General features: G+C 42.8%; 15 protein-coding genes and 1 riboswitch. Of the genes, 7 read left to right on the forward strand and 8 right to left on the reverse strand.

The genetic code is table 11. From position 1 onward, the window contains the following. Positions 1 to 124: 124 nt before the first annotated feature. The gene (locus BLS49_RS20165) at positions 125 to 1,063 is read left to right on the forward strand and encodes a phosphodiester glycosidase family protein (protein ID WP_091235107.1); all 939 of its coding nucleotides are present in this window, start codon (positions 125 to 127) and stop codon (positions 1,061 to 1,063) included. 1 nt (position 1,064) lies between these two features. Then, positions 1,065 to 2,081: a bifunctional glycosyltransferase family 2/GtrA family protein gene (locus tag BLS49_RS20170; protein ID WP_091235109.1), complete on the forward strand. Its 1,017-nt coding sequence runs from the start codon at positions 1,065 to 1,067 to the stop codon at positions 2,079 to 2,081. Positions 2,082 to 2,083: 2 nt separating this feature from the next. Here BLS49_RS20170 and BLS49_RS20175 read toward each other — a convergent pair whose 3' ends face one another. From BLS49_RS20175 to ald, 3 genes are all read right to left on the reverse strand, one after another. After that, positions 2,084 to 2,896 (reverse strand): alpha/beta fold hydrolase, encoded by an 813-nt coding sequence (locus BLS49_RS20175; protein WP_091235112.1) that lies wholly within the window; start codon positions 2,894 to 2,896, stop codon positions 2,084 to 2,086. Between the two features lie 160 nt (positions 2,897 to 3,056). Beyond that, positions 3,057 to 3,779 (reverse strand): CAP domain-containing protein, encoded by a 723-nt coding sequence (locus tag BLS49_RS20180; protein WP_091235115.1) that lies wholly within the window; start codon positions 3,777 to 3,779, stop codon positions 3,057 to 3,059. Positions 3,780 to 3,786: 7 nt separating this feature from the next. Continuing rightward, a riboswitch (cyclic di-AMP (ydaO/yuaA leader) is annotated at positions 3,787 to 3,919 on the reverse strand. A 98-nt stretch (positions 3,920 to 4,017) separates the two neighbouring features. Beyond that, positions 4,018 to 5,142, reverse strand: coding sequence for an alanine dehydrogenase (ald, locus tag BLS49_RS20185; protein WP_091235117.1), 1,125 nt, complete (start codon positions 5,140 to 5,142; stop codon positions 4,018 to 4,020). A 237-nt stretch (positions 5,143 to 5,379) separates the two neighbouring features. Between ald and BLS49_RS20190 the strand changes: the two genes are divergently transcribed. Beyond that, the gene (locus BLS49_RS20190; protein WP_139173162.1) at positions 5,380 to 5,793 is read left to right on the forward strand and encodes a hypothetical protein; all 414 of its coding nucleotides are present in this window, start codon (positions 5,380 to 5,382) and stop codon (positions 5,791 to 5,793) included. A 420-nt stretch (positions 5,794 to 6,213) separates the two neighbouring features. On the opposite strand, the gene BLS49_RS20195 is transcribed toward BLS49_RS20190, so the two are convergent. Together BLS49_RS20195 and BLS49_RS20200 are read right to left on the reverse strand one after the other, a co-directional pair. Further along, positions 6,214 to 8,778 carry a beta-mannosidase gene (locus tag BLS49_RS20195; RefSeq protein WP_091235122.1) on the reverse strand — a complete coding sequence of 855 codons (2,565 nt, stop codon included), beginning with the start codon at positions 8,776 to 8,778 and terminating at the stop codon, positions 6,214 to 6,216. A 277-nt stretch (positions 8,779 to 9,055) separates the two neighbouring features. Continuing rightward, positions 9,056 to 10,216 (reverse strand): Rho termination factor N-terminal domain-containing protein, encoded by a 1,161-nt coding sequence (locus BLS49_RS20200; protein ID WP_091235125.1) that lies wholly within the window; start codon positions 10,214 to 10,216, stop codon positions 9,056 to 9,058. Positions 10,217 to 10,733: 517 nt separating this feature from the next. Here BLS49_RS20200 and BLS49_RS20205 point away from each other — a divergent pair. The 4 genes from BLS49_RS20205 (at position 10,734) to BLS49_RS20220 (ending at position 15,596) form a co-directional block, all read left to right on the forward strand. After that, a complete protein-coding gene (locus tag BLS49_RS20205) occupies positions 10,734 to 11,168 on the forward strand; it encodes a VanZ family protein (RefSeq protein ID WP_425432165.1) in 435 nt (144 codons plus the stop codon). A gap of 92 nt (positions 11,169 to 11,260) precedes the next feature. Further along, the gene (locus BLS49_RS20210; protein ID WP_091235130.1) at positions 11,261 to 12,961 is read left to right on the forward strand and encodes a molecular chaperone HscC; all 1,701 of its coding nucleotides are present in this window, start codon (positions 11,261 to 11,263) and stop codon (positions 12,959 to 12,961) included. Continuing rightward, positions 12,961 to 14,922 carry a J domain-containing protein gene (locus BLS49_RS20215; RefSeq protein WP_091235133.1) on the forward strand — a complete coding sequence of 654 codons (1,962 nt, stop codon included), beginning with the start codon at positions 12,961 to 12,963 and terminating at the stop codon, positions 14,920 to 14,922. Before BLS49_RS20210 ends, BLS49_RS20215 begins: the two co-directional genes overlap by 1 nt. A 29-nt stretch (positions 14,923 to 14,951) precedes the next feature. Next, the gene (locus tag BLS49_RS20220) at positions 14,952 to 15,596 is read left to right on the forward strand and encodes a DUF1266 domain-containing protein (RefSeq protein ID WP_175471486.1); all 645 of its coding nucleotides are present in this window, start codon (positions 14,952 to 14,954) and stop codon (positions 15,594 to 15,596) included. Between the two features lie 52 nt (positions 15,597 to 15,648). Here the strand turns inward: BLS49_RS20220 and BLS49_RS20225 are convergent, their stop codons facing one another. From BLS49_RS20225 to BLS49_RS20235, 3 genes are all read right to left on the reverse strand, one after another. Further along, positions 15,649 to 16,410: a hypothetical protein gene (locus tag BLS49_RS20225; protein WP_091235138.1), complete on the reverse strand. Its 762-nt coding sequence runs from the start codon at positions 16,408 to 16,410 to the stop codon at positions 15,649 to 15,651. Between the two features lie 589 nt (positions 16,411 to 16,999). Then, positions 17,000 to 18,109, reverse strand: a complete 1,110-nt coding sequence (locus BLS49_RS20230) for a threonine aldolase family protein (protein ID WP_091235139.1) — start codon at positions 18,107 to 18,109, stop codon at positions 17,000 to 17,002. A gap of 120 nt (positions 18,110 to 18,229) precedes the next feature. Then, positions 18,230 to 19,948, reverse strand: a complete 1,719-nt coding sequence (locus tag BLS49_RS20235; protein ID WP_091235141.1) for a methyl-accepting chemotaxis protein — start codon at positions 19,946 to 19,948, stop codon at positions 18,230 to 18,232. Positions 19,949 to 20,388 lie beyond the last annotated feature (440 nt).

The raw sequence follows: 20,388 nt of genomic DNA on the forward strand, positions 1-20,388 counted from the left end.
TTTCAGCAAATGCTCATTTAGCTTTCAGTTCCCTTTCAGCTGCCCGCAGTAACATGAATTACGTGCTCAAAAGGTTCTCCAATTCGAGGAGCTTAATCCAGTTATTAATAAGGAGAGTGTTCTTATGATAAGTTCCAAACCTATAAAATCCAGACGAAAATTGTACGCTATACTGCTTCTGGTCCTTTTAGTAGTAGGAGCGATTTTATACGGACTTGCCGACCGATATTTAATCCAGCATGTAGAGATCGTCGTGGATGATGGCAATTCAAGCGGCAATAAAAATAGTGTTACAGGTAAAGCGGTGTACGACGACTGGAGCTATAACAGCGACAATCTTCAAATTAAAATCGATCAGGTAGAACGCGGCTCGGGATCTGACAAAATCACTTACTATGTTGCAGACGTTCAGTTGAAAAACGGAACTAACCTTCTATCAGCTTTTGCAGACGACAGCTTTGGACGCAATATTATCGAGAACACATCGGAGATTGCTTCTACCAACAATGCTATATTCGCCATTAATGGAGATTACTATGGCTTCCGCAGTGATGGTGTGATCATTCGAAACGGAACTGTATATCGAGATGAGCCTGCAAGAACAGGTCTGGCCTTACTCAATGACGGGACGATGAAATCATATGAGGAAGAAGATGCGGACTCCTCAACACTGCTGTCTGATGGAGTGCTTAATACATTATCCTTTGGTCCTGTGCTGATTAAGGCTGGCGAAGTGACAAGCAATTTTGATCACGTCAAAATCGATACCAACTTCGGGAACCGTTCCATTCAAAATGCAAATCCAAGAACAGGAATCGGGATGATCGCTCCAAATCATTACGTATTCATCGTTGTAGACGGCCGGAAGCAAGGGTATAGCCGTGGTATGACGTTAACTGAATTCGCTCAGGTTTTTGCGGATCTCGGGTGTACAGAAGCGTACAATCTTGATGGCGGCGGCTCTTCAACGATGTATTTCATGGGTCGGGTTGTGAACAATCCTCTGGGCAAAAATAGAGAACGCGGCGTCAGCGACATTTTATATGTGAAAGAGGGTAAGTGATATGGCTATACTTATTCCGGCATATGAACCTGACGAACGTCTGCTTGAGCTCATTCAAAAGCTGCGCAAGCGCTCTGACACCCGAATCATTATTGTTGACGACGGCAGTGGCAAGGAATATCAGAAAATATTCAACACGGCGGAAGCAGTTGGATGTATCGTTCTGCACCATGAAGTAAATCGGGGAAAAGGACGCGCTTTAAAGACAGGATTTCACTATTTAATGGAATCCGGAGGACAAGATATCGTAGTATGCGCCGACAGTGACGGACAGCATTTGCCTGAAGATATTATGGCAGTCAGTGAGATCGTCCAACAGGGAGATCATAAGATAGTTCTTGGCAGCCGGCGCTTTAGCGGCAAGGTTCCTCTGCGCAGCCGTTTTGGCAATTCGGTAACACGGGCGGTGTTTTCTTTTACAACAGGAACTAAAGTGTATGACACGCAGACAGGTCTGCGCGGGTATTCAGCGGATATGCTGGATTGGTTGTGTCAAATTTCCGGGGAACGTTTTGAGTACGAAATGAACTTACTGCTATCTGCACATCAGGAAGGATATAGCATTGAAGAGACTTTTATCGATACAGTGTATTTAGATGAGAATAAATCATCACATTTTCGTCCATTAGCCGATTCAATCAGGGTATATCTGCCGATCATTTTATTTAGCGCATCGTCCATTGCTTCCGCCCTGTTAGACTTCGGGTTACTGCTGATCATTCAGCATATTAGTGCGAATCTGCTGTTATCGGTCGTCGCAGCACGCATTTGCAGCTCTATTTTTAATTACACCATGAATCGAAATGTAGTGTTCCGCAAACAGAGTGGAGCTGCTGAAATCCATCATTCTATGCCTAAATATTTCTCGCTTGTCGTACTTGTACTCCTGCTGAATTACGGCTTTATGTACCTGTATCATGAAATGATCGGATTAACAATAATCCCGGCCAAATTGTTGACCGAGATCACTTTATTCCTGTTCAGTTACTGGGCACAGCGCAAATACGTATATAAATAGCTTTAGTGTTCAATAAATTTCATTAGCTCACTGTTGAACTTGTCACGTTCTTCATAGAACAGTGCATGCCCGCTGAATTCGAACCAGACTAGCTTAGCATCCGGAATTCCCTCCTTCTGGGCTACAGCCAGCTCCGGGTAGCATATCTTGTCATGAATGCCATGTAGAATCAAAGTGGGTACATGTATTTTACCAAGGTCAGAGAATAGCTCCTCATCCCGAAATGATTGAGCTACCTTGGCAGTAGAATGACCAGCAGCGACCAATCCTAAATCAAAAAACCAATCACCAAGTGCTGTAGAGACGTTCTGAAAGAAAAATATATCCTTAAGCCCGCGGAGCATATTCGGTCGATCGTTAAGGGAATTCTCTATAAGCGCTGTAACGTTCTCTTTTGGTTGCCCATATGGAAAGTTTGGTCTTTGTGTAACACTTGGAGCTGCCGCTCCGAATAAAGCCAGCTTGGACACGCCGTACCCCGCATGCCTTGCCATATATCTGATTGAGGTAGCTCCACCATAGGAGTGGCCGGCAAGAGTGAAATTTTTCAATTGAAGAGCCTCAACTACTCCACGAACATCATCAGCCATCCGATCCAGACAATACCCGTGCCAAGGCTTATCAGATTTGCCGAACCCACGCAGGTCCATGCCAATGCACCGATACCCTTTGCCAGGCAGTACATTAAATTGGTACTCATACTGGTTGTGATTCAGCGGCCAACCGTGAACAAATAAAATCGTCTTATCCCCACCAGGGTTCACATCTTCAACATAGATCTTGACATTAGGTTCCACCTTGACATAGTATCCCATTCAATTTCCCTCCGCTTTAAGCTTATTCTGAGATAGAATACTCAGCAGAAGATGGATAGGTGAATACCTATTTTAAGTATAGGATCAGCCAAACAGAATAAAGACCCTGCATATTTCAGCAGAGCCTTTTGAAAACGTATATACCGAAGGGGTACTTTCATTAACCCGTAAACTCTTGTACCCACTCACCATTATAGTAAGCAACTCCGATGGAAGTGTAGTTTGCATTCATAATGTTTTGACGGTGACCTTCACTATTCATCCACGCGTTCATTACTTCTTGCGGGGTGCGTTGCCCTTTGGCGATGTTCTCGCCAGCGGTGCGGTATTGAATGCCTTCTGATTTCATCAGGTCAAAAGGTGATCCTAACGTTGGAGAATTATGATCAAAGTAATTGTTGTTGTACATATCTTTAGCCTTGATCATTGCCACGTTAGTAAGCGCCGCATCGCTTTTTAATGGTTGAAGCCCTGCTTTGGCACGTTCTTGATTTACCAAATCGACCACTTGCTTAGCGAATTCGGATTTATTATTCTCATCCTGGCTCGTAGTATTCTTTTGAGTTTCTCCTTTTCCTGCATTCGTATCTTCTGTTATGGTTTCCGATTTGGAAGGCGCAGGCGATGTTGGTTTTGACGCATTATTATTATTACTATTATTCAACAGCTTATTCAGCAGGTCTGATAAGCTCTGCCCAGACAGGCTGTTATTTTGCTGTGACAGGTTGAAATTATGGCCTGACCATTGAACTTTTGCCACATATGCTTTTGTTGCAGCCTGGTCAGTAGCATTTAACGATGCAGCCATTGTAGGACCTGCTGCCAAGACTGGTGAAAGAGCGATTGCTCCTACTATAGCAAGTTTTTTTGAAACGTTTTTCATATTGTAAAATCTCTCCCTTTGCAGCCTACGAGGTTAGCTGACGGGTTCGGGACAAAGCGGATTTTCCCTGTCGCAAAGTTACGACTTCACCCCCAAAAACGGTTCCCCCGCGCTCATATAAGCTTCGGCCTGATTTTTGGTACGTCCAAATCGTAACATGGATCTCCACTCAAATCATTTTAAAATTATAGTTAATTTATATAGATATAACCATTTTTCTGGAAATCATTGCGTAGTTTTATCCGTTAGCTTTTAATAACTCATGGATATTTTCACCGGCAATTCCCTGTGCATCAGCAACTGCAAGATAGGTTACTTTTCCCATCATCACGTTGATCCCTTTAGCAATAGCAGCATTGTCCAGCGCCGCCTGACGATATCCTTTAGTAGCAATTTGCAGTCCATAAGGGGTTGTTGCATTAGTTAACGCCAAAGTTGAAGTACGGGCGACAGCGCCCGGCATATTGGCAACCGCATAGTGGATAACACCGTGCTTTTCATACGTAGGCTGATCATGAGTTGTAATCCGGTCAATCGTCTCTATAGACCCGCCCTGATCGATAGCCACATCTACAATAACCGAGCCTGGAGCCATACTTTTGACCATATCTTCAGTAACAATACGAGGCGTTCGAGCGCCTGGAATCAAGACTGCTCCAATAAGCAAATCTGCTCGCTGTACAGCTTGCCCAACGTTGTAGGGATTAGATATGATCGTTCTGACCCTCCCCTGAAACAGATCATCAAGCTGTCGCAAGCGATCCGGGTTAGTATCAAGAATGCTTACATCAGCTCCTAATCCTACCGCCATTCTGGCCGCATTGGCTCCAACGATCCCTCCACCAATAACGGTGACTTTTGCCGGCTCAACTCCTGGCACTCCACTCAGCAATACGCCCTTTCCTCCATTTGGCTTTTCTAGGAAATGGGCTCCCAGTTGCACCGACATCCGGCCAGCTACTTCACTCATCGGAATCAACAGCGGAAGACTTCCATTCTCCAGTTGAATGGTCTCATAAGCGATAGCAATTACACCTTGTTCCGCAAGGACTCGCGTCAATTCAGGCTCCGGAGCCAAATGCAGGTACGTAAACAGCACCAGACCTTCGCGAAAATATGAATACTCCCCGGGTAGCGGTTCCTTTACCTTAACGACCATTTCCGAATTCCAGACCTCTGCTGCTGTGGGTGCAATGCTTGCTCCAGCAGATACATAATCCTCGTCAGTAAATCCGATGGCTGTACCAGCACCGCTCTCAACCTTAACCTCATGACCTGCTTGAACATAAGAAAGGACGGAACCTGGCGTCATCCCGACTCTATTCTCATTATTTTTAATCTCTCTGGGAACTCCAATAATCATTTCTCTGCACCACCCATATCTTTAAAATGTTCTACGTCGATACGTAACGTATTTTTAATATTCTAATATACTATTCCAAATTGTGTATGCAGTATTTATCTCATGTATTTTATATTTTTTACTATACCCACTTTGGACCGGGTAATTGGAGAAACATTTTCCATTTGAAACTAAATGAAGTTTTTAAACGTACTAATTAAAGTAGACTTAATGCTGCAAAGAGAGGAATTTATCCATATGAATATAAAACAAGTAGTTATTGTTGGAACGATGGCATTTGTCATTACACTAACTCCAGGCATATCCGGACAGTTGATTAGCGGCTCTGCTTCCGCATGCCCAATCAAGCAATCCAATCTTCATAATGACAATACCTCAGAATCCGGAAATGACGACTTCAATGAGGCTCTTGGAGTCTCTGCTGACGAAACTGTCTATAATGCTCTGCTAGAAGGCAACTCTTTAGCTGACATTGCAGATTCCCATCAGCAGGATGTCGATCGGCTCATCGAGCTTCAGGTAAGCCAGATGCAAGGACAATTAACGCAGCGCTATAGGCAGGGAAATCTGTCACCCGAATCCTATTCAGAGCAAATGAAGGAACTGCCCGATATTATTAAAGAAAGTGTGTATAAACGTTATACCATATAATCAGCAACAAAGAGGCTGTCCCAAAAGTAGGTATACTGTCAAAAATAGAAATAGCGGTGCAAGGAAGACGATCCCTGCACCGCTTGACCCCGCCACATTCTATGACCGTATCTCATGTGTAATAGTGCATGATGCGGAATTCCTGCAAATGTGCAGGCTTTGATCATGTAAAGCCTCTAAACGCCCTAAATTGCTGCAAATGTGCAGGCTTTCTCTAGGATTCTTTTCAAACTAGTCTATTCTGAACAATATTTCTGCATTTTTGCAGGCTTTTGTTCATCTTTTCATGGCTACTTTTAAAAAAATGCATTTTTGCAGCTTTTCCTGATATCTTGCCCTTCCACTGCTAAAAAAGAAGCGCCCCTCACAGTTATCCTAGATAACTTTTGGGGCGGCCTCTTTGTGTACACACAAGTAGTTTTATTCCTCAGACTTTACAAAATCCACCATCGACCGTACCGTTATTTTGCCTGGTGATCCCGGAACAAACGCTTCCTCCCCATGGCTGCGGAGTCGGAAATCGACAGTGACCGGAATGCCGGGAATCAAGTCGAAGAAATTGTCAGAGAAGATTCCCTCTTCCTCTGATGATAACCACACTTGTCTGGCAAGCTCGTTACTCTCAAGTATGAGCACTGTTCCCGCGCTGCCAGCAACCTCCTCTACAGAAACCTGTGCATGAGTCAGCTTCATATCCTTAAATGAAGTGAAGTAATGTTCCTTGCTATCGAGCACCTCATCGTGACATTTTAGAACAAGGCGCATAACGACATTACGCGGATCTTGATCACCTAGCAGTTCCTTAGTCTGAGCCATGAACACCCTGGAAGATGAATTTGCAGCGACAAGGGTCTGATAAGAATGTTCCTGAAGCAAGGTTCCCTTAAAATCATAAAGTGCAAGGATAAGTTCTGCCTCGATATCCCCCGTAGGACGATCCGATACGATGTGTACTGCAATTTCTCCAGCCTTATCAGAATCGTCAATGGACAGCATCACATCCTTGAAGCTTCTCCGAACGATATATTGCAGCGCCTTCCAGCGGCCATAGTAGTCAATTCCGGCCCAGGAAGCAACGGGCCAGCAGTCATTCATTTGCCAGTACAGCGTTCCCATACAATATGGTTTATTTCTACGGTGTGCCTCGATTGCAGTCTTGATCGCTTCAGCCTGTAAAATTTGACTCATATACAGGAATGATTTGAAATCCTTCGGTTCAGGCAGATACATATCCATATATTGTTTGATCAACTGATTACCGCGACCATTTTTCTGATGAGCCAGCATCACTTCAGACTCCAGCGCAAGTTCGCTCTCCGGCGCATATCTCAGGACTGAATCGAGCTCTGGGAACGACTGAAATCCGTATTCACTCATGAAACGCCCGATTTGTGTATTGTAATTGTTGAATGGCTCACTAGCGTGCCATACTCCCCAATAATGCACGTCCCCTTCACCGAAAATTTTATAGGCATGCTGCTTCTCGTCTCCAGTTAAATCTCTAAGCGGGGAAGACGGCCAGTACGCTACACCATTAGCTCCATCTGCCACTGCTTTTGGCAAAATATTATGGAACACAGCCTGATAATCATGCCATATCCGATCCCGAATTTCAGAGGTATAAGGCCCTTTCTCTTTCCAGCCCCATCCCGCATTCTCCAAATATTGCGACCAAGCAGAATCAATCTCATTATTGCCGCACCACAATGCGATACATGGATGATTGCGAAGACGTCTAATATTATACTCCGCTTCCTTGGCGACACTGTTCAGAAACGCCTCATCTCCTGGATACATACTGCATGCAAACATAAAATCCTGCCAAACTAAAAGCCCATATTCATCACAGAGCTCATAGAAAATGTCTTCCTCATAAATCCCGCCGCCCCATACACGCAACATATTCATATTGCTCTCAGCCGCCGAAGCAATCTCGTGTCTGTAGCGCTCATAAGTCACTTCCGCAGCAAAACTATCATTAGGAATATGATTAGATCCCCGAACAAAAACTGGCACACCATTCAATTCAAAATAAAAGGAAGCCCCAGCCTCATCAGGCTCGCGAACCAATCTGATCTGGCGTAGTCCCGTCTTAACAGCATAATCAGCCACTCTGTGTTCCCCTTGCAATAGCTCAGCATTAAAAGAATACATAGTCGGCTCACCAAGCCCGCGGCACCACCATAGCTTAGGATCGGCAATTTGCATTTTTAGGGTGATAGATTGCTTTCCTGACTCCAAAGCAATCTCTTCACTCCATAACTGACCACAATCTGAAGCGATCTGTAGACGGCCTTCCCACGCATCTATAGAATCAACCTCTACAATAGCTGTCAGCTGTGCCATTTCTGCATTCACTTGATCCTGACGAATAAACAGATCCCTGATTACAGGCTCAGACCAGCCCTCAAGCCGAACCTCACGCCATATGCCACTTGTAACAAAGCGTGGCCCCCAATCCCATCCATAGTGATAAGGCGCTTTACGCGCAAAAACGCTGATCTTGCGGTCATCTGTACCACCGAGCTCTGATTGGTCATTCGGAGCTGGAAGCTGATAGCCCAGGCTCTCCAGTTTAGGCATATCCTCTGAAATCGGAGAACGGAACTTTACCGTTATTGTGTTAGTTCCTTCTGTAAGCAGCGACTTAATATCAGCGCTCCACGAATGAAACATATTATCCGCTGTCAACGCCAGCTGCCCGTTTACTATGACATCAGCATAAGTATCCAAGCCATCAAAAACAATATCAATCCGTGATAAATCACTCCAGCCTTCCGGTAGTTCGATGCTAGTTCTGTATTCCCAATCCTTCTTGTCAATCCACTGCAGTTCATGCTCATTCGTGCCGTAAAAAGGATCATCTATTTGGCCATTCTTCAGTAAGTCCGTATGTACGCATCCCGGAACAGTAGCAGGAAACCATTTCTCCCCATCGCAAGCCTTAAAAACCCAATTATCCAATACATGTTGTAAAGTGGTCATAGTTCCTCCATTATAAGAAAATTGTTTTCGATATCGTTTTTTGTTAGCTATTGTTATTATAATAGCACTACATCATTATAACATTGTCAATATTACTACTATTATTTGTCTAACCCTTAATGAAACGACCCAATAAAATAAGAAAAATAAAGACAATAAATAATAACAAGCAAGCTTTTCAAACGGATGGTCGGCATTACACCTAATGAATACAAAAAAATTTCACAGAAAAAAAGCTTATTCCTGCTCATTAACGAAGAGGAATAAGCTTTTTGATCTATTTACCGCAGCATTTCTTATATTTCAATCCGCTGCCGCATGGGCACGGCTCGTTACGTCCGATTTTTTCGACTTGAAATGACTTAACAACCTTTCCATGAATAACCGGGATTGCAGTTAACGCCCGTAATTCGCTCGGAGTATGTCCGCAGTTTGACCATATTCTGGTATTGTTGCGTACCTCAGTAAGCAAATGAACAACCTGCTCTACCTGCTTCGCATCCTCAAACACAAGATTTCGTCTCTCAAATTCGTTTATTACCTGCTGCATAGGTAGTTCCATAGAACAAGCAAACTGAATATCGTCGATCAGGTAATCGGCCAATTCCACGTCATTAGTCAAATGGGTCAGGATATATTTTTTCATCTCTTCGAGCTGTGATGTTATTTCAAAGTAACCGTCATCCGCATATTTTAACAACTCACTTTTGTCAGGAACATAATGCGGTTTGCCTTGAATCTGCTCTAGTAATCGCTCAAGCTCCCCCTCATCTGACTCTTCAGCCGCCAGCCCGCCATACATCAAATAACCTGATTCCATAACGAATTTCTGCTGTCTGCTCAGGAATTGCTCCACATAAGCCGTAAGCTCCGGTTCGCTAAGTGGATCAGAAGCATTCTGCTCATTATAAATTGCCAGAAGCTGGTCCAGAGTAAAAACACCATATAAATTAGTCAGAGCCTGTACATACTCAAGCACGAGAAATTGTCTGCTATGAGCTTGTTTAAATGTGTCTGTATTGACTTGCTTAAATGTATCCTTCACTTCTTCGGGCATAACCATATACAATTTGTTGTTATCGAAGAAAGTATACACTAGTCCAAGATCAAGCAATAAATGGTAGAACCCGTAAGGAACGAAGTTATCCTGAACAAATGGACTAGCATAAACAGACTCAAGCATTGCCCATTCCTCAGCATCTAAAATGAGCAGAGCTGATTCCATAATTGCCGGATTCGTAATCTGTTCCAATAGAGCCAGCACCAGCTCGTCCTTCTTCATCTTGGATCTCCCGGATATATTGTACGTTCTCGCAAGCGAGGAAATCCTAGTCTTATTAAGCCCTCCCAATGTTTCACGCAGAGACGAACTCATCTCGCCAACAATGGCATGCTGGATATTTGTTTGTTCTAACAAATCTTCATGATTTTCTAACAAAAAAACACCTCTTTCAATTTGTTACACAAAAAATTCGACCAGTTTTTTTGTAATCACTAGTCGAATTTTATTGTACCATATTCCGCTGATCAGCGCGTTGATTCAACTGTCAGTGGTTTAAGGTTCTCCTGGATATATTTAGCTACCCATACGAGAGGTGCATTCCAGTTAACGGTGTTCTCCTTCGAGCACCATGCATCAGGTGCCGTGTTCTCAGAGGCGTAAGACTTCGCCGCTGGTTGATTAGGCATAACCTAAAACAATCATTTTGTTGACTATGAAAGAGTTAGAACCCCAATCACAGCAGCTACATATTCCATAAATGTACCATAAAGCGAAAATGCTAAATAGTGATTTTTAGACGTGTTTTATTAATTTCAAGACTTTTGTCTGAACTTAATCGTTATACGTATAAATAAAGGAAGAAATGGAAGGTTGAATTATGAAGAAATTTTTAAACATAGGTTATTGGGCGATTTTGATTTTTTATGCGCTGCTATTAGTCGATATTGTTTTTATGGCAAGAGATAGCTTAAGAAGTGTCAATTTTATCCCTTTTCATTCAATTAAAGACTATATTATGGTTGACAATGGATTGGGTGAAATTCGATTGTTAGATGTGAACATATGGGGAAATATTTTAATGTTCATCCCGGCCGGAATATATGTGACCTTACACAATGCAAAAAAAACGATATCACATAACTTGTTGTTTATTGTCATAATTAGCTTGTTCATTGAAATCGTTCAATTTATTTTTACACTAGGCGCAACAGATATAGATGACATTATTTTAAATATGTTTGGTGGATTAATTGGGATCGTCATATTCAAAGCTCTTAATAAATGGCTCAAAGACGAGTATAAGGTTAAAAGAACTATCACCGTTCTATCCCTTGTGATAGGTTTACCTATAGTAGCATTAACTGTATTATTGATAATCGTTAATTAAGAGGGGGAGGGCAATGTAAAATACTAACCATCGAGGACTTCAATTCCGATAAAAAATATATACTTAAGATGGCAAATGCGAGGTACATAATTATGGCAAAAATCGGAATTGATCTTGGAACATCCAATAGTCTGGTAGCTCACTGGACTGAGCAAGGGCCTGTCATTATCCCTAATTCACTGGGAAATCACTTAACACCCTCTGTAGTCAGTCTGGACGATAACGATGAAATTTTAGTTGGTCAAATCGCCAAGGAACGCTTAATCACCCACCCCCAGCTTACCGCATCAACTTTCAAACGTTATATGGGGACGGATAAACAATACCCGCTTGGAAAATACACGTTCACACCGGAGGATCTATCTTCCTTTGTTCTTCGATCATTAAAAGATGATGCAGAAGCTTATTTAAGTGAAGAGATTGAAGAGGCTGTTATTAGCGTGCCTGCTTACTTCAATGATGCGCAGCGGAAGGCTACCTTACGAGCTGCCTCATTAGCCGGATTACACGTAGAGCGACTGATCAGCGAACCAACTGCGGCCGCTGTATCCTATGGTCTGCACCTTCAGGAGGCGGATACACAGTTCCTTGTGTTTGATCTCGGCGGCGGTACGTTTGACGTATCCGTACTGGAGTTGTTCGAAGGAATCATGCAGGTGCAATCCATTGCCGGAGATAACTATCTTGGAGGCGAGGATTTTACCGGAGTATTATTATCGTACTTTGTAGAGTCGAATGGAATCGATTATGCAAACCTGTCCAGCAAAGCTCAATCGGCCTTGATCAAACAGGCAGAGCTGTGCAAGCTTGCTCTAGGAAACGGGAATGCAGGTGAAATGGTATTCACTGAAGGGGAACAGACCTATCAGCTAACGGTAGATCGCAACCAATATGAGCAGCTCACTGCCCAGCTATTGCTGCGCCTGCGTAACCCGATTGAACGCGCGCTCCGTGACGCATCCCTGATGCCGCAGGATCTTGATGCCGTCATCTTGATCGGGGGAGCTACCCGAATGCCGTTTATTAAAACTATCGTCAGCAAAATTTTTGGAAGACTCCCTTACTCACAAATTAATCCCGATGAGGCAGTAGCTTTGGGCGCGGCTATTCAGGTGGCCCTGAAGGATCGCGATGCCAGCCTGCAAGAAATGATTCTGACTGACGTGTGCCCGTTCACCTTAGGAACATCTATATCCATCCGAATGCCAAACGGAGGTTATGAAGGTGGACATTTCGATCCTATTATTGAACGCAACACGCCAATTCCCGTCAGCAAAGTACAGCGTTATACAACCCTCCACCCTTTCCAAGACAAAATCAGAATCACCGTTTACCAAGGGGAAAGCCGGAAGGTTGAAAATAATGTCAAGCTCGGGGAACTGGATATACCCGTACCTGTCGCAGCTGCCGGTGAAGAAGAAGTTGATGTACGTTATACGTATGACATTAACGGGGTGCTTGAAGTTGAACTCACAGCAGTAAGCACTCGCCAAAAAAGAACCGTCATTATTGAGAAAAACCCGGGTCAGTCTTCACCGGAGCAAATTCAGGCCAGACTTGAAGAGCTCAAGCATCTTAAAATCCATCCGCGTGATCGGAGTGAAAATCGCTTGCTGTTAGCAAGAGGAGAAAGACTCTACGAAGAATCTCTTCATGAGAAGCGTGACATGATAGCCAATCTTCTTATTGATTTCGAACGAGTGTTAGCCTCCCAGGATGAACAGGAGATCAAGAAAAAGGCTGTTCTATTTAAACAGAAGCTGGATTCACTTGAAAGGTGGCTGGAGTTTTAATGACCATTTGGGAGCGTCTCAGTATAAGCCGAACGGCGGACATTAAAGCCATCAAACGAGCGTATGCCAAACAGCTTAAAGTATATCATCCGGAGGATGATCCCCGAGGTTATCAAGCGCTGCGCGAGGCATTCGACGCAGCGCTGTCTTTTGCCAAGCGTGAAGCCTCCCGCGAAGAGGTGGTAGAGTATGAAGAGCTGCGAGACGATGATGAGTCTCAAAGCGATATTGAGCCTCAGACATTGCTTGTTCCCAGAATCAACCTCTCGCAACTGAATCACGAGCATATTCAGCCTGAGGACAATGAACAATTAATGCCGCCTCCCAGAATACCGCTTCATGCAAATCAATCCATATGGCAGCACGTATTCGAGACTGAGGGTTCTTCTTCGTCGGAGACTGACTACAACACTGTCCCTGAATTTGTTGAAGCGATCATCGCCTTGTATGAGCATTTTCCATCACGCATTTCAAAGGATAAATGGCTTGAGCTGCTTAACTCGAGCGTAATGTGGAATATCGATTTCAAGCTGCAAATTCGCAACCAGTTGATGTTTATTTTAGAAGACCGCAAGCTTTTCCTTCCGACCGAAATATGGCGGCTGCTTGAGAGCTCTTTGGATCTGGAAAATACAATACAGGAATCCATCGACTTCGATGACGATCACAATCCAAATTCCATCTGGAGCTATTACCTGAGACAGCTAAAGTATCCCGGTCTTCGTTACGAATTCCTGCTCCAGACAGATGGCCTTGATTACGATCAATTTCTGCAGCTGCGGGATCAAGGTTATGCTGCTCTATCTCAAAATGACCTGAAGCAAGCTGAAACCTATCTAAAGCGGGCCTTTGCTCTTTTTGCTGATGATCCTGATCTGCTTCGTTTGCTTGGGGAATGTTGTATGCGTACAGCTCAATATGAGGCGGCATTAGCCTACTTCGATCAATTGATCCGTTTGCTGCCTGAGGAAATCGATGGACACCTGTATAAAGCCCGAATTTGGTATTACATGGGGCAGACCAGCCAAACAGCAGAGCAGTGCCAGTACATTCTATCCAAGTGGCCAAAAAACTCCGACGCAGTCATTCTCTTAAGTCATTGCAGGATGAGTCTCGGAAACCCCGGCGAAGCAGAGGAATTGCTCAATAAGGCGGTACAGCTTAGCGATCGAAATCAGAGTACCCTTGAGGAACAACCGAATTTAGTGAAGGCTAACCGGGCAAATCGGAGAAACTGGAAGCTATTATTCAACAAAAATATTCTATTACATATGATCATCATGCTTGTAACGTCAGCGCTAATTATAGGCTGTATAAATTACTACTGGAACATAAGCATCCAAAATACTCCCTTTATTGTGACCAGCTTGAATGATCTGGAGCTTATAAACGAGCAAGAGTATACAGCGCTATCCGTCACCAATCTTCAAGATATAAATATCAATCATTATGCGGGTGGGGTTAATTCCTTCGATTCGGGCTTCTATGAAAATAGCGCGTATGCGTTTCGTCATTTTGATGAATACGGGAACCCGACCTATAGAGTATATCTTGGAGAATTCAACGGACAACACATCATAGTATTCGCTGACCCTGCTACAGATGTACTGAGCATTCAAAGCGGTACTGCTATTAAAGGCTACGTCCATGCTGTAAGCAGCAGACTTGAGTCTGCCGTCACTCATATGCTGCGATGGAAACCTTCTAATCCGGAAGGAACTCCCGAAGCAAAGCTTGAGTTGTATAACAAAAGCATTGCCATCGGGTTCGACACTGATTATGAATCAAATTCCGTCCCTGTTCCGGAAATAAATCAGAAGTATATTGAAATATCTGACCCAAAAACGAAGTCACCTGTTAATAAATTTAACATTGCTACTTTGGGACTCATCATAGCTATATGGATTCGAAGCTTGTATTACCTTGTATTCGAATACCGAAAAATCCGCGGTACTCTTTGATCTTAGTTCTGAAACGAAAGGAAATGACCATGCTAGGTGTACGGCTACATCAGACCGCCTTTTATGAATCGATGACTTCTACTCTTTTTAAGGTTGCACCCGTTCAATTAGAAAGACTAGGAAGCTATCAAAATATCAGTACCTGCTCAAAATCGACCCTTACATCATGGCTGCTGGTGCGAGGAGTAACAGATTCTATTAGCTTTAACCGCAAATTAAAGTGGCTGTTATATGAAGGACATCGCGCGGAATTTGCAGCGTTGGCGCAAATACTGTCCACTATGTCAGAAGCTGGGCGCAAGCAGTACATCAACAGCCTTGCTGAACAAGATAAACAAAAGAACAAGCTCATCTGCGTGGATCAGTTTATGAATATCCTGACTCCTGCAAGCATCGCTGCATTTGATTTTGCCCAATTAACAGCGCTATACAAGATCGGAAGCAGAATGCGGCTGACAGGTCGGAAAGAGGCACGATCCTTCAGCCTTGAAGCGGCCCAGATCGCACAGTCCAAATATAATAGCTGGCATGAATATTATAGTGCATGCATTGCAGGATCATATTTTGAATCACCACCTGCAGACTTAAGCTCACTAAAACCTAGATATGTACAGAAACTGCTTGAAGCTACTCGTGTTCATCCACCCATTCAATGGGATCGAAAATTAAAGTAATCCTCAAAAAAGCTAACTCCTGATCAACATGGTTGAAGGAGTTAGCTTTTGATCAGTTGTTTTCGGTTGTTTCTTCGAACATTTTTAAATCCGGGAAATTGCCCTTGTCTCGCAGCTCCTTTAATTCCGGTCTATTGATAAAATATAGCTCTTTGATAAGCTCATCCGCTTCCTCATATTGAAAATCCAGTCCAAATGCATCAATGCTGTTCTTCACATGAGTCACGTACTCGTCCACTCCCTCAAAACGGTACATGGGCGGCTGCGGCATGATCTGATATACGATGAATTCCTTCATCATTTTATCCAGATCAGGCTTATTCGTATTATAAAATTGGGCTGCCTCGGAAGAGGTTGGCCGCTCCAGTGCCTCACTTATTTTATAAACCTGCTCTGCTAAAGAATACAGCTTCGCAATGGACTTGGACATGCTTTTGGATGAAAGCGACTTTCCGCCTTTGAGATCCTCTTTGACCTTCTTCCACTGACTATCAAGCTCAGATACATGATCCAGATAATATTGAATTTCCCCAATTTCAAAAACCGCTATATTCCTTTTATAGCCGTCATCCTCGTTGTATGGAAAAAGCTCCTTCGCCTGTTGAAAGTACGCTAATGCCTCATCCGTTCGTTTCTCCGCGATGGCTTCATCGCCTTTAGTTATAAAAGTGTTCGCCAAATCAATGATTGCCTGCGATTGCTCCCTCTTATACCTGGCTTCCACGTTTTCCGGGTCCCTTATTAAAACCTCATCGTATACCTTTATTGCGTAATAATAAGAATGATGCTTAAGATTATCGTCGCCAAGATCCATCAGATCCTGTACTCTTTGATCGCGGCTATCGCAGCCTGATAAGAATAGAAGAATAGTGATAAGGATTAAAAAAAGAACACTTGGCTTCCTTTTCATGATCATGCGCAAATTGAGATAGTTCCTTTCTAAGCACTTTTGTGTCTAGTGAGAAGGTATTCGTATATAACTTTATATCGGAATAATATTACAGTTGGTTTAGATTGTGGGAGATGAGGGAGATCAACATAGCGGCACTAGTCGTTTTAGAAGCAACTTCGTTAACAGAGACCACGCTGCGAACCCGATATTTAGGGGATGTATCTGCACCTCCAATCCGTTTAGTAAATTAACAAGTACTTTCAATTTCTAGATGCAAGTGTTATTTTCCTGTCTGGTTCGCAATAAGCCTGCAAAAGTACATCTTCTACTCCATTCGCTAGATCAACATTCTAATTTCCTGCAAAAGCGCATCTTTTCTCTGGTTAAATCAAGATTATTATCAACTTAAAGCTAAAAGCCTGCACTTTCGCAGGCTTTTAGTCAGATTCAGGATTTTGCCTCCAAAAAACCTGCACTTTTACATTTTTTCATTATGCCAAGCTCATTTTTATCAGGTTAATTCAATTTCCTTCATTTTTCTGCCCAGCAAAGTGAACGCTTCTTCTATCACTTCATCAGGAATCATCGCATATTGGTCACCTATACTGATTTCGCAGTAACACGTTGTGTCTGTATACTCTCTCAGATTACCTGTTATACCTACATCCGTCTCTTGATAGAACTCAACCAGTGCATGTTCAACCTTCTCCTTGGGAGCATCAAACATAACATGAAACATGTTGCTTACCGGCTGAATTGGACGAGTCTCTATGCTGTAGCAATGATTAAACTTCTCAGCAAGCTCCTTCGCACCCTCGTAATACTCGCCCATTTTACCCATTCTAAGATTGAAGTAATATTCCGAGCTAATGATGTATGGATACAGGCTGATCAAGTCCCCGCCATGTCTTCTTTTCCAAATTTTCGACTCTGTGGTAAAGGTCTCATTCCCTGCCAATATAGCACCTGCAATACCCCCAATTCCTTTATAAAAGGAAACATATACACTATCAAAAAGCTCACAAATTTCCGCTGCGGTCTTTTGATAATAGGGCAGCACTTCAAACAATCTGGCGCCGTCCAGGTGGAGCTTAATCCCCTTGGCGCGGCAATGCTTTGATATTTCGGCCAACTCGCTATACTCCGGCAACTGTCCGCCAATCTCGCGCTGCGGTAATTCGATCAGAAGACACGCTATATCCTCCTTCAGATTTTGAACATCACTCAATGTGATTAAGCTGTCCTTGTCTGCGAGTAAGATCGGCTCAATATGATGAAGCTCCTTTAAGCCGTCCTGCTCATGGATTTCCAGATGACACAGAGGATGATATGCCACCTTTTTAGTCCCCAACTCATCGCACCAAACTCTTAATGCAATTTGCTGAGCCATCGTCCCACTTGGAAAAAATACCGCTGTTTCTTTTCCAAGGAACTTCGCTATCTTCTCTTGAAATTGCTCGATGACCTTGCCTGTTCCATATATGTCACTTTCTATATGATCTTCAACCTGCTCCAATGCAGCTTTTAGAACCCCAATGCTCCTGGAGCCATTGCCTCCAACTCGATATTTTGTAAGATTAAAAGCTTCGGACAATGATTGATCGGCGCTAGGTGTGTACATGTGTCTTGCCCCTCTTCTATAACTTGTACTCTATGAATTCCATTTTAGCATGAAGTCAAATTAAAAAGTGACCCCTTAAGGATCTTGTCCTTAGAATGGGCCACTTCTTTGTATACAATACTACTCAAGCTTAAATCGTTTAACCGCTTGAATCATTTCCTTCGAAACTTGATCCAGCTCATGAATAGACTTTGTAATTTCATTATAGGAGCTGACGAGTTCGATCGTTGAAGCAGATATTTCTTCGGCGGATGCCGAGTTCTCCTCGGATACAGCAGAAGTCGATTCTACTGTAAGCAAAATCTTGTTCTTATGCTCATTAAGCGCACTGATGGATGTTGAGATTCCATCAATTTGCGGTAGTATTAGCTGAATAGACTGGATAATATCGCTCATGGATTCCATTGTAGTCATTACTACCGCTGACTGTTCAGCGAGAATTTTGCCCGTACTCTCAGCTGTTTCTGATACGAGCTCCATCTCTTGATTAATTTCCTGCAGCAATTCGTCTATACCCTGTGACGAGGAACGAGACTGATCAGCCAAATTTCGAATTTCACTGGCTACTACAGCAAAACCTCGACCTGCTTCACCAGCTCGGGAGGCTTCGATTGAAGCATTAAGCGATAATAAATTCGTCTGCTTGGAAATATCACTGATAAATCGAGCACTCTCCGCAACTCGGCCAATACTGCTGATTAAGCTGTCTATTTTGCTGCGTGTGTCTGAAAAAGAGTTTTCAATTCCCAAAACTGACATAACCAGACCATTTAATTCTGTACTGCTGCTTTCAGCTTTGTCACCGATCTTCTGAGTAGCTTGATCTACTGTCTGAACAGACTCCGTAATGTCCTCCAAGCGATGGCTTAGGGCATGGAATGACTCATTCATATACATGAGCTCTTCCGCCTGATTCGTAGATCCCTGGGATACACCCTGAATCGCAATGGACACCTCTCCTACCGTTGTATTCATAATGCCTGATGATGAGGACAAGGATTGTGCCTGGGTCGTTAGTCTTACAGAATCCCTCTCGATCATTTTTAGTACATTAGCAATTCCATCAAGTGTTTTATTTAGCGACTGGTGAATGGTACCAAACTCATTCTTCAAAGTATCATCAAAGCGCTCGTTAATATTTCCTTCTTCAACAGCCTTAAGCTTCGACGTAAGATTCCTGATTGACCGCCGTATAACACTAATAACGACTATAGAGATGACACTAAGTATTATTAAACAAATAACAAAAATAACGGCAGCAGCTGTAATCCCATCATTGTAAATTATCTCCGATTGCTGGCCTTTCTCGTTAGCAATCCGCTCCTGATAATCCACGATAGCAGAGATCGTTTGCGACAGTTCAGTGCCTGCTTTGCCCATCTCAACGTAACCGAGTTGCTTTTCGATCATCTGACCACTCTTTCTAGCTTCGATTAAACCAGGAAGATAACTATAAAAATTTTGATAGCTTGATTCCACGTTCTGAACAAGCTTTAATTCTTCCGGGTTGTTTTGGGCCAGTTCCAGATTATGTGCAATAATGTTTTCGATTTTTTTGCTACGTTCGTATACTTCGTCAACCAACCCTTGATCATAATCACGATCTATAATTTTGGTAACATTATTCCGTACAAGTCCCACATCTGAATTAACATCTCCCCAGCTTTTAAGCTTGGGTATAATCGTTGTGTTTATTTCGTTAATCGTTTCATATAGACTCACTGTATTAAGCGAACCCTTATTAGCTACCAAAAATACAGAAATGAGAGCTACAATCCACACAATTATAATACTCTGTATAATTTTGATACCCCTTAATCTCATCATAAAAGCCTTCATAACTTTCCCCCCGTATTGTTTTTTCTATTAATGACTTTTATCACAATATCGGCTTTATACAAGGGAATTTGTAGGATTTCGACACTTTTCGTAAAATCCATTATTTTCTTTAGGAATTTCTGTATAATATGTGACTATTATATCGACTATCCTATATTATCAATGACAATGATTGACTTTTTTTACGGTATAAAGTATCATTTTTTTGCAAACGTTTTCTTTATTCTGATTCTACTCATCATAGGTCGTCATAAGTGTAATAACATCGAAAACGTTTACGCAGTAAAAATGATGAGCAGAGGGGAGTTAAGTATGAGAACAAAAGGATGTCTGTTCTAGCTTTGTCGTTAGTATTATTTTTTTTGAAAACGTTTTCGAAATTCTGATTCTACTTCATCATAGGTCGTCATAAATGTAATAACGTGGAAAACGTTTACGCA

It is taken from the genome of Fontibacillus panacisegetis, assembly GCF_900102215.1.
GTDB lineage: Bacteria > Bacillota > Bacilli > Paenibacillales > Paenibacillaceae > Fontibacillus > Fontibacillus panacisegetis.

Excerpts from the sequence above, each read along its gene's own strand:
- BLS49_RS20205 (WP_425432165.1), top strand. The coding sequence starts at position 10,734 with ATGGCAAGAGATAGCTTAAGAAGTGTCAATTTTATCCCTTTTCATTCA.
- BLS49_RS20170 (WP_091235109.1), top strand. The coding sequence starts at position 1,065 with ATGGCTATACTTATTCCGGCATATGAACCTGACGAACGTCTGCTTGAG.
- BLS49_RS20190 (WP_139173162.1), top strand. The coding sequence starts at position 5,380 with ATGAATATAAAACAAGTAGTTATTGTTGGAACGATGGCATTTGTCATT.
- BLS49_RS20180 (WP_091235115.1), bottom strand. The coding sequence starts at position 3,779 with ATGAAAAACGTTTCAAAAAAACTTGCTATAGTAGGAGCAATCGCTCTT.
- BLS49_RS20215 (WP_091235133.1), top strand. The coding sequence starts at position 12,961 with ATGACCATTTGGGAGCGTCTCAGTATAAGCCGAACGGCGGACATTAAA.
- BLS49_RS20165 (WP_091235107.1), top strand. The coding sequence starts at position 125 with ATGATAAGTTCCAAACCTATAAAATCCAGACGAAAATTGTACGCTATA.
- ald (WP_091235117.1), bottom strand. The coding sequence starts at position 5,142 with ATGATTATTGGAGTTCCCAGAGAGATTAAAAATAATGAGAATAGAGTC.
- BLS49_RS20210 (WP_091235130.1), top strand. The coding sequence starts at position 11,261 with ATGGCAAAAATCGGAATTGATCTTGGAACATCCAATAGTCTGGTAGCT.
- BLS49_RS20225 (WP_091235138.1), bottom strand. The coding sequence starts at position 16,410 with ATGGATCTTGGCGACGATAATCTTAAGCATCATTCTTATTATTACGCA.
- BLS49_RS20235 (WP_091235141.1), bottom strand. The coding sequence starts at position 19,948 with ATGAAGGCTTTTATGATGAGATTAAGGGGTATCAAAATTATACAGAGT.
- BLS49_RS20175 (WP_091235112.1), bottom strand. The coding sequence starts at position 2,896 with ATGGGATACTATGTCAAGGTGGAACCTAATGTCAAGATCTATGTTGAA.
- BLS49_RS20195 (WP_091235122.1), bottom strand. The coding sequence starts at position 8,778 with ATGACCACTTTACAACATGTATTGGATAATTGGGTTTTTAAGGCTTGC.
- BLS49_RS20230 (WP_091235139.1), bottom strand. The coding sequence starts at position 18,109 with ATGTACACACCTAGCGCCGATCAATCATTGTCCGAAGCTTTTAATCTT.
- BLS49_RS20220 (WP_175471486.1), top strand. The coding sequence starts at position 14,952 with ATGCTAGGTGTACGGCTACATCAGACCGCCTTTTATGAATCGATGACT.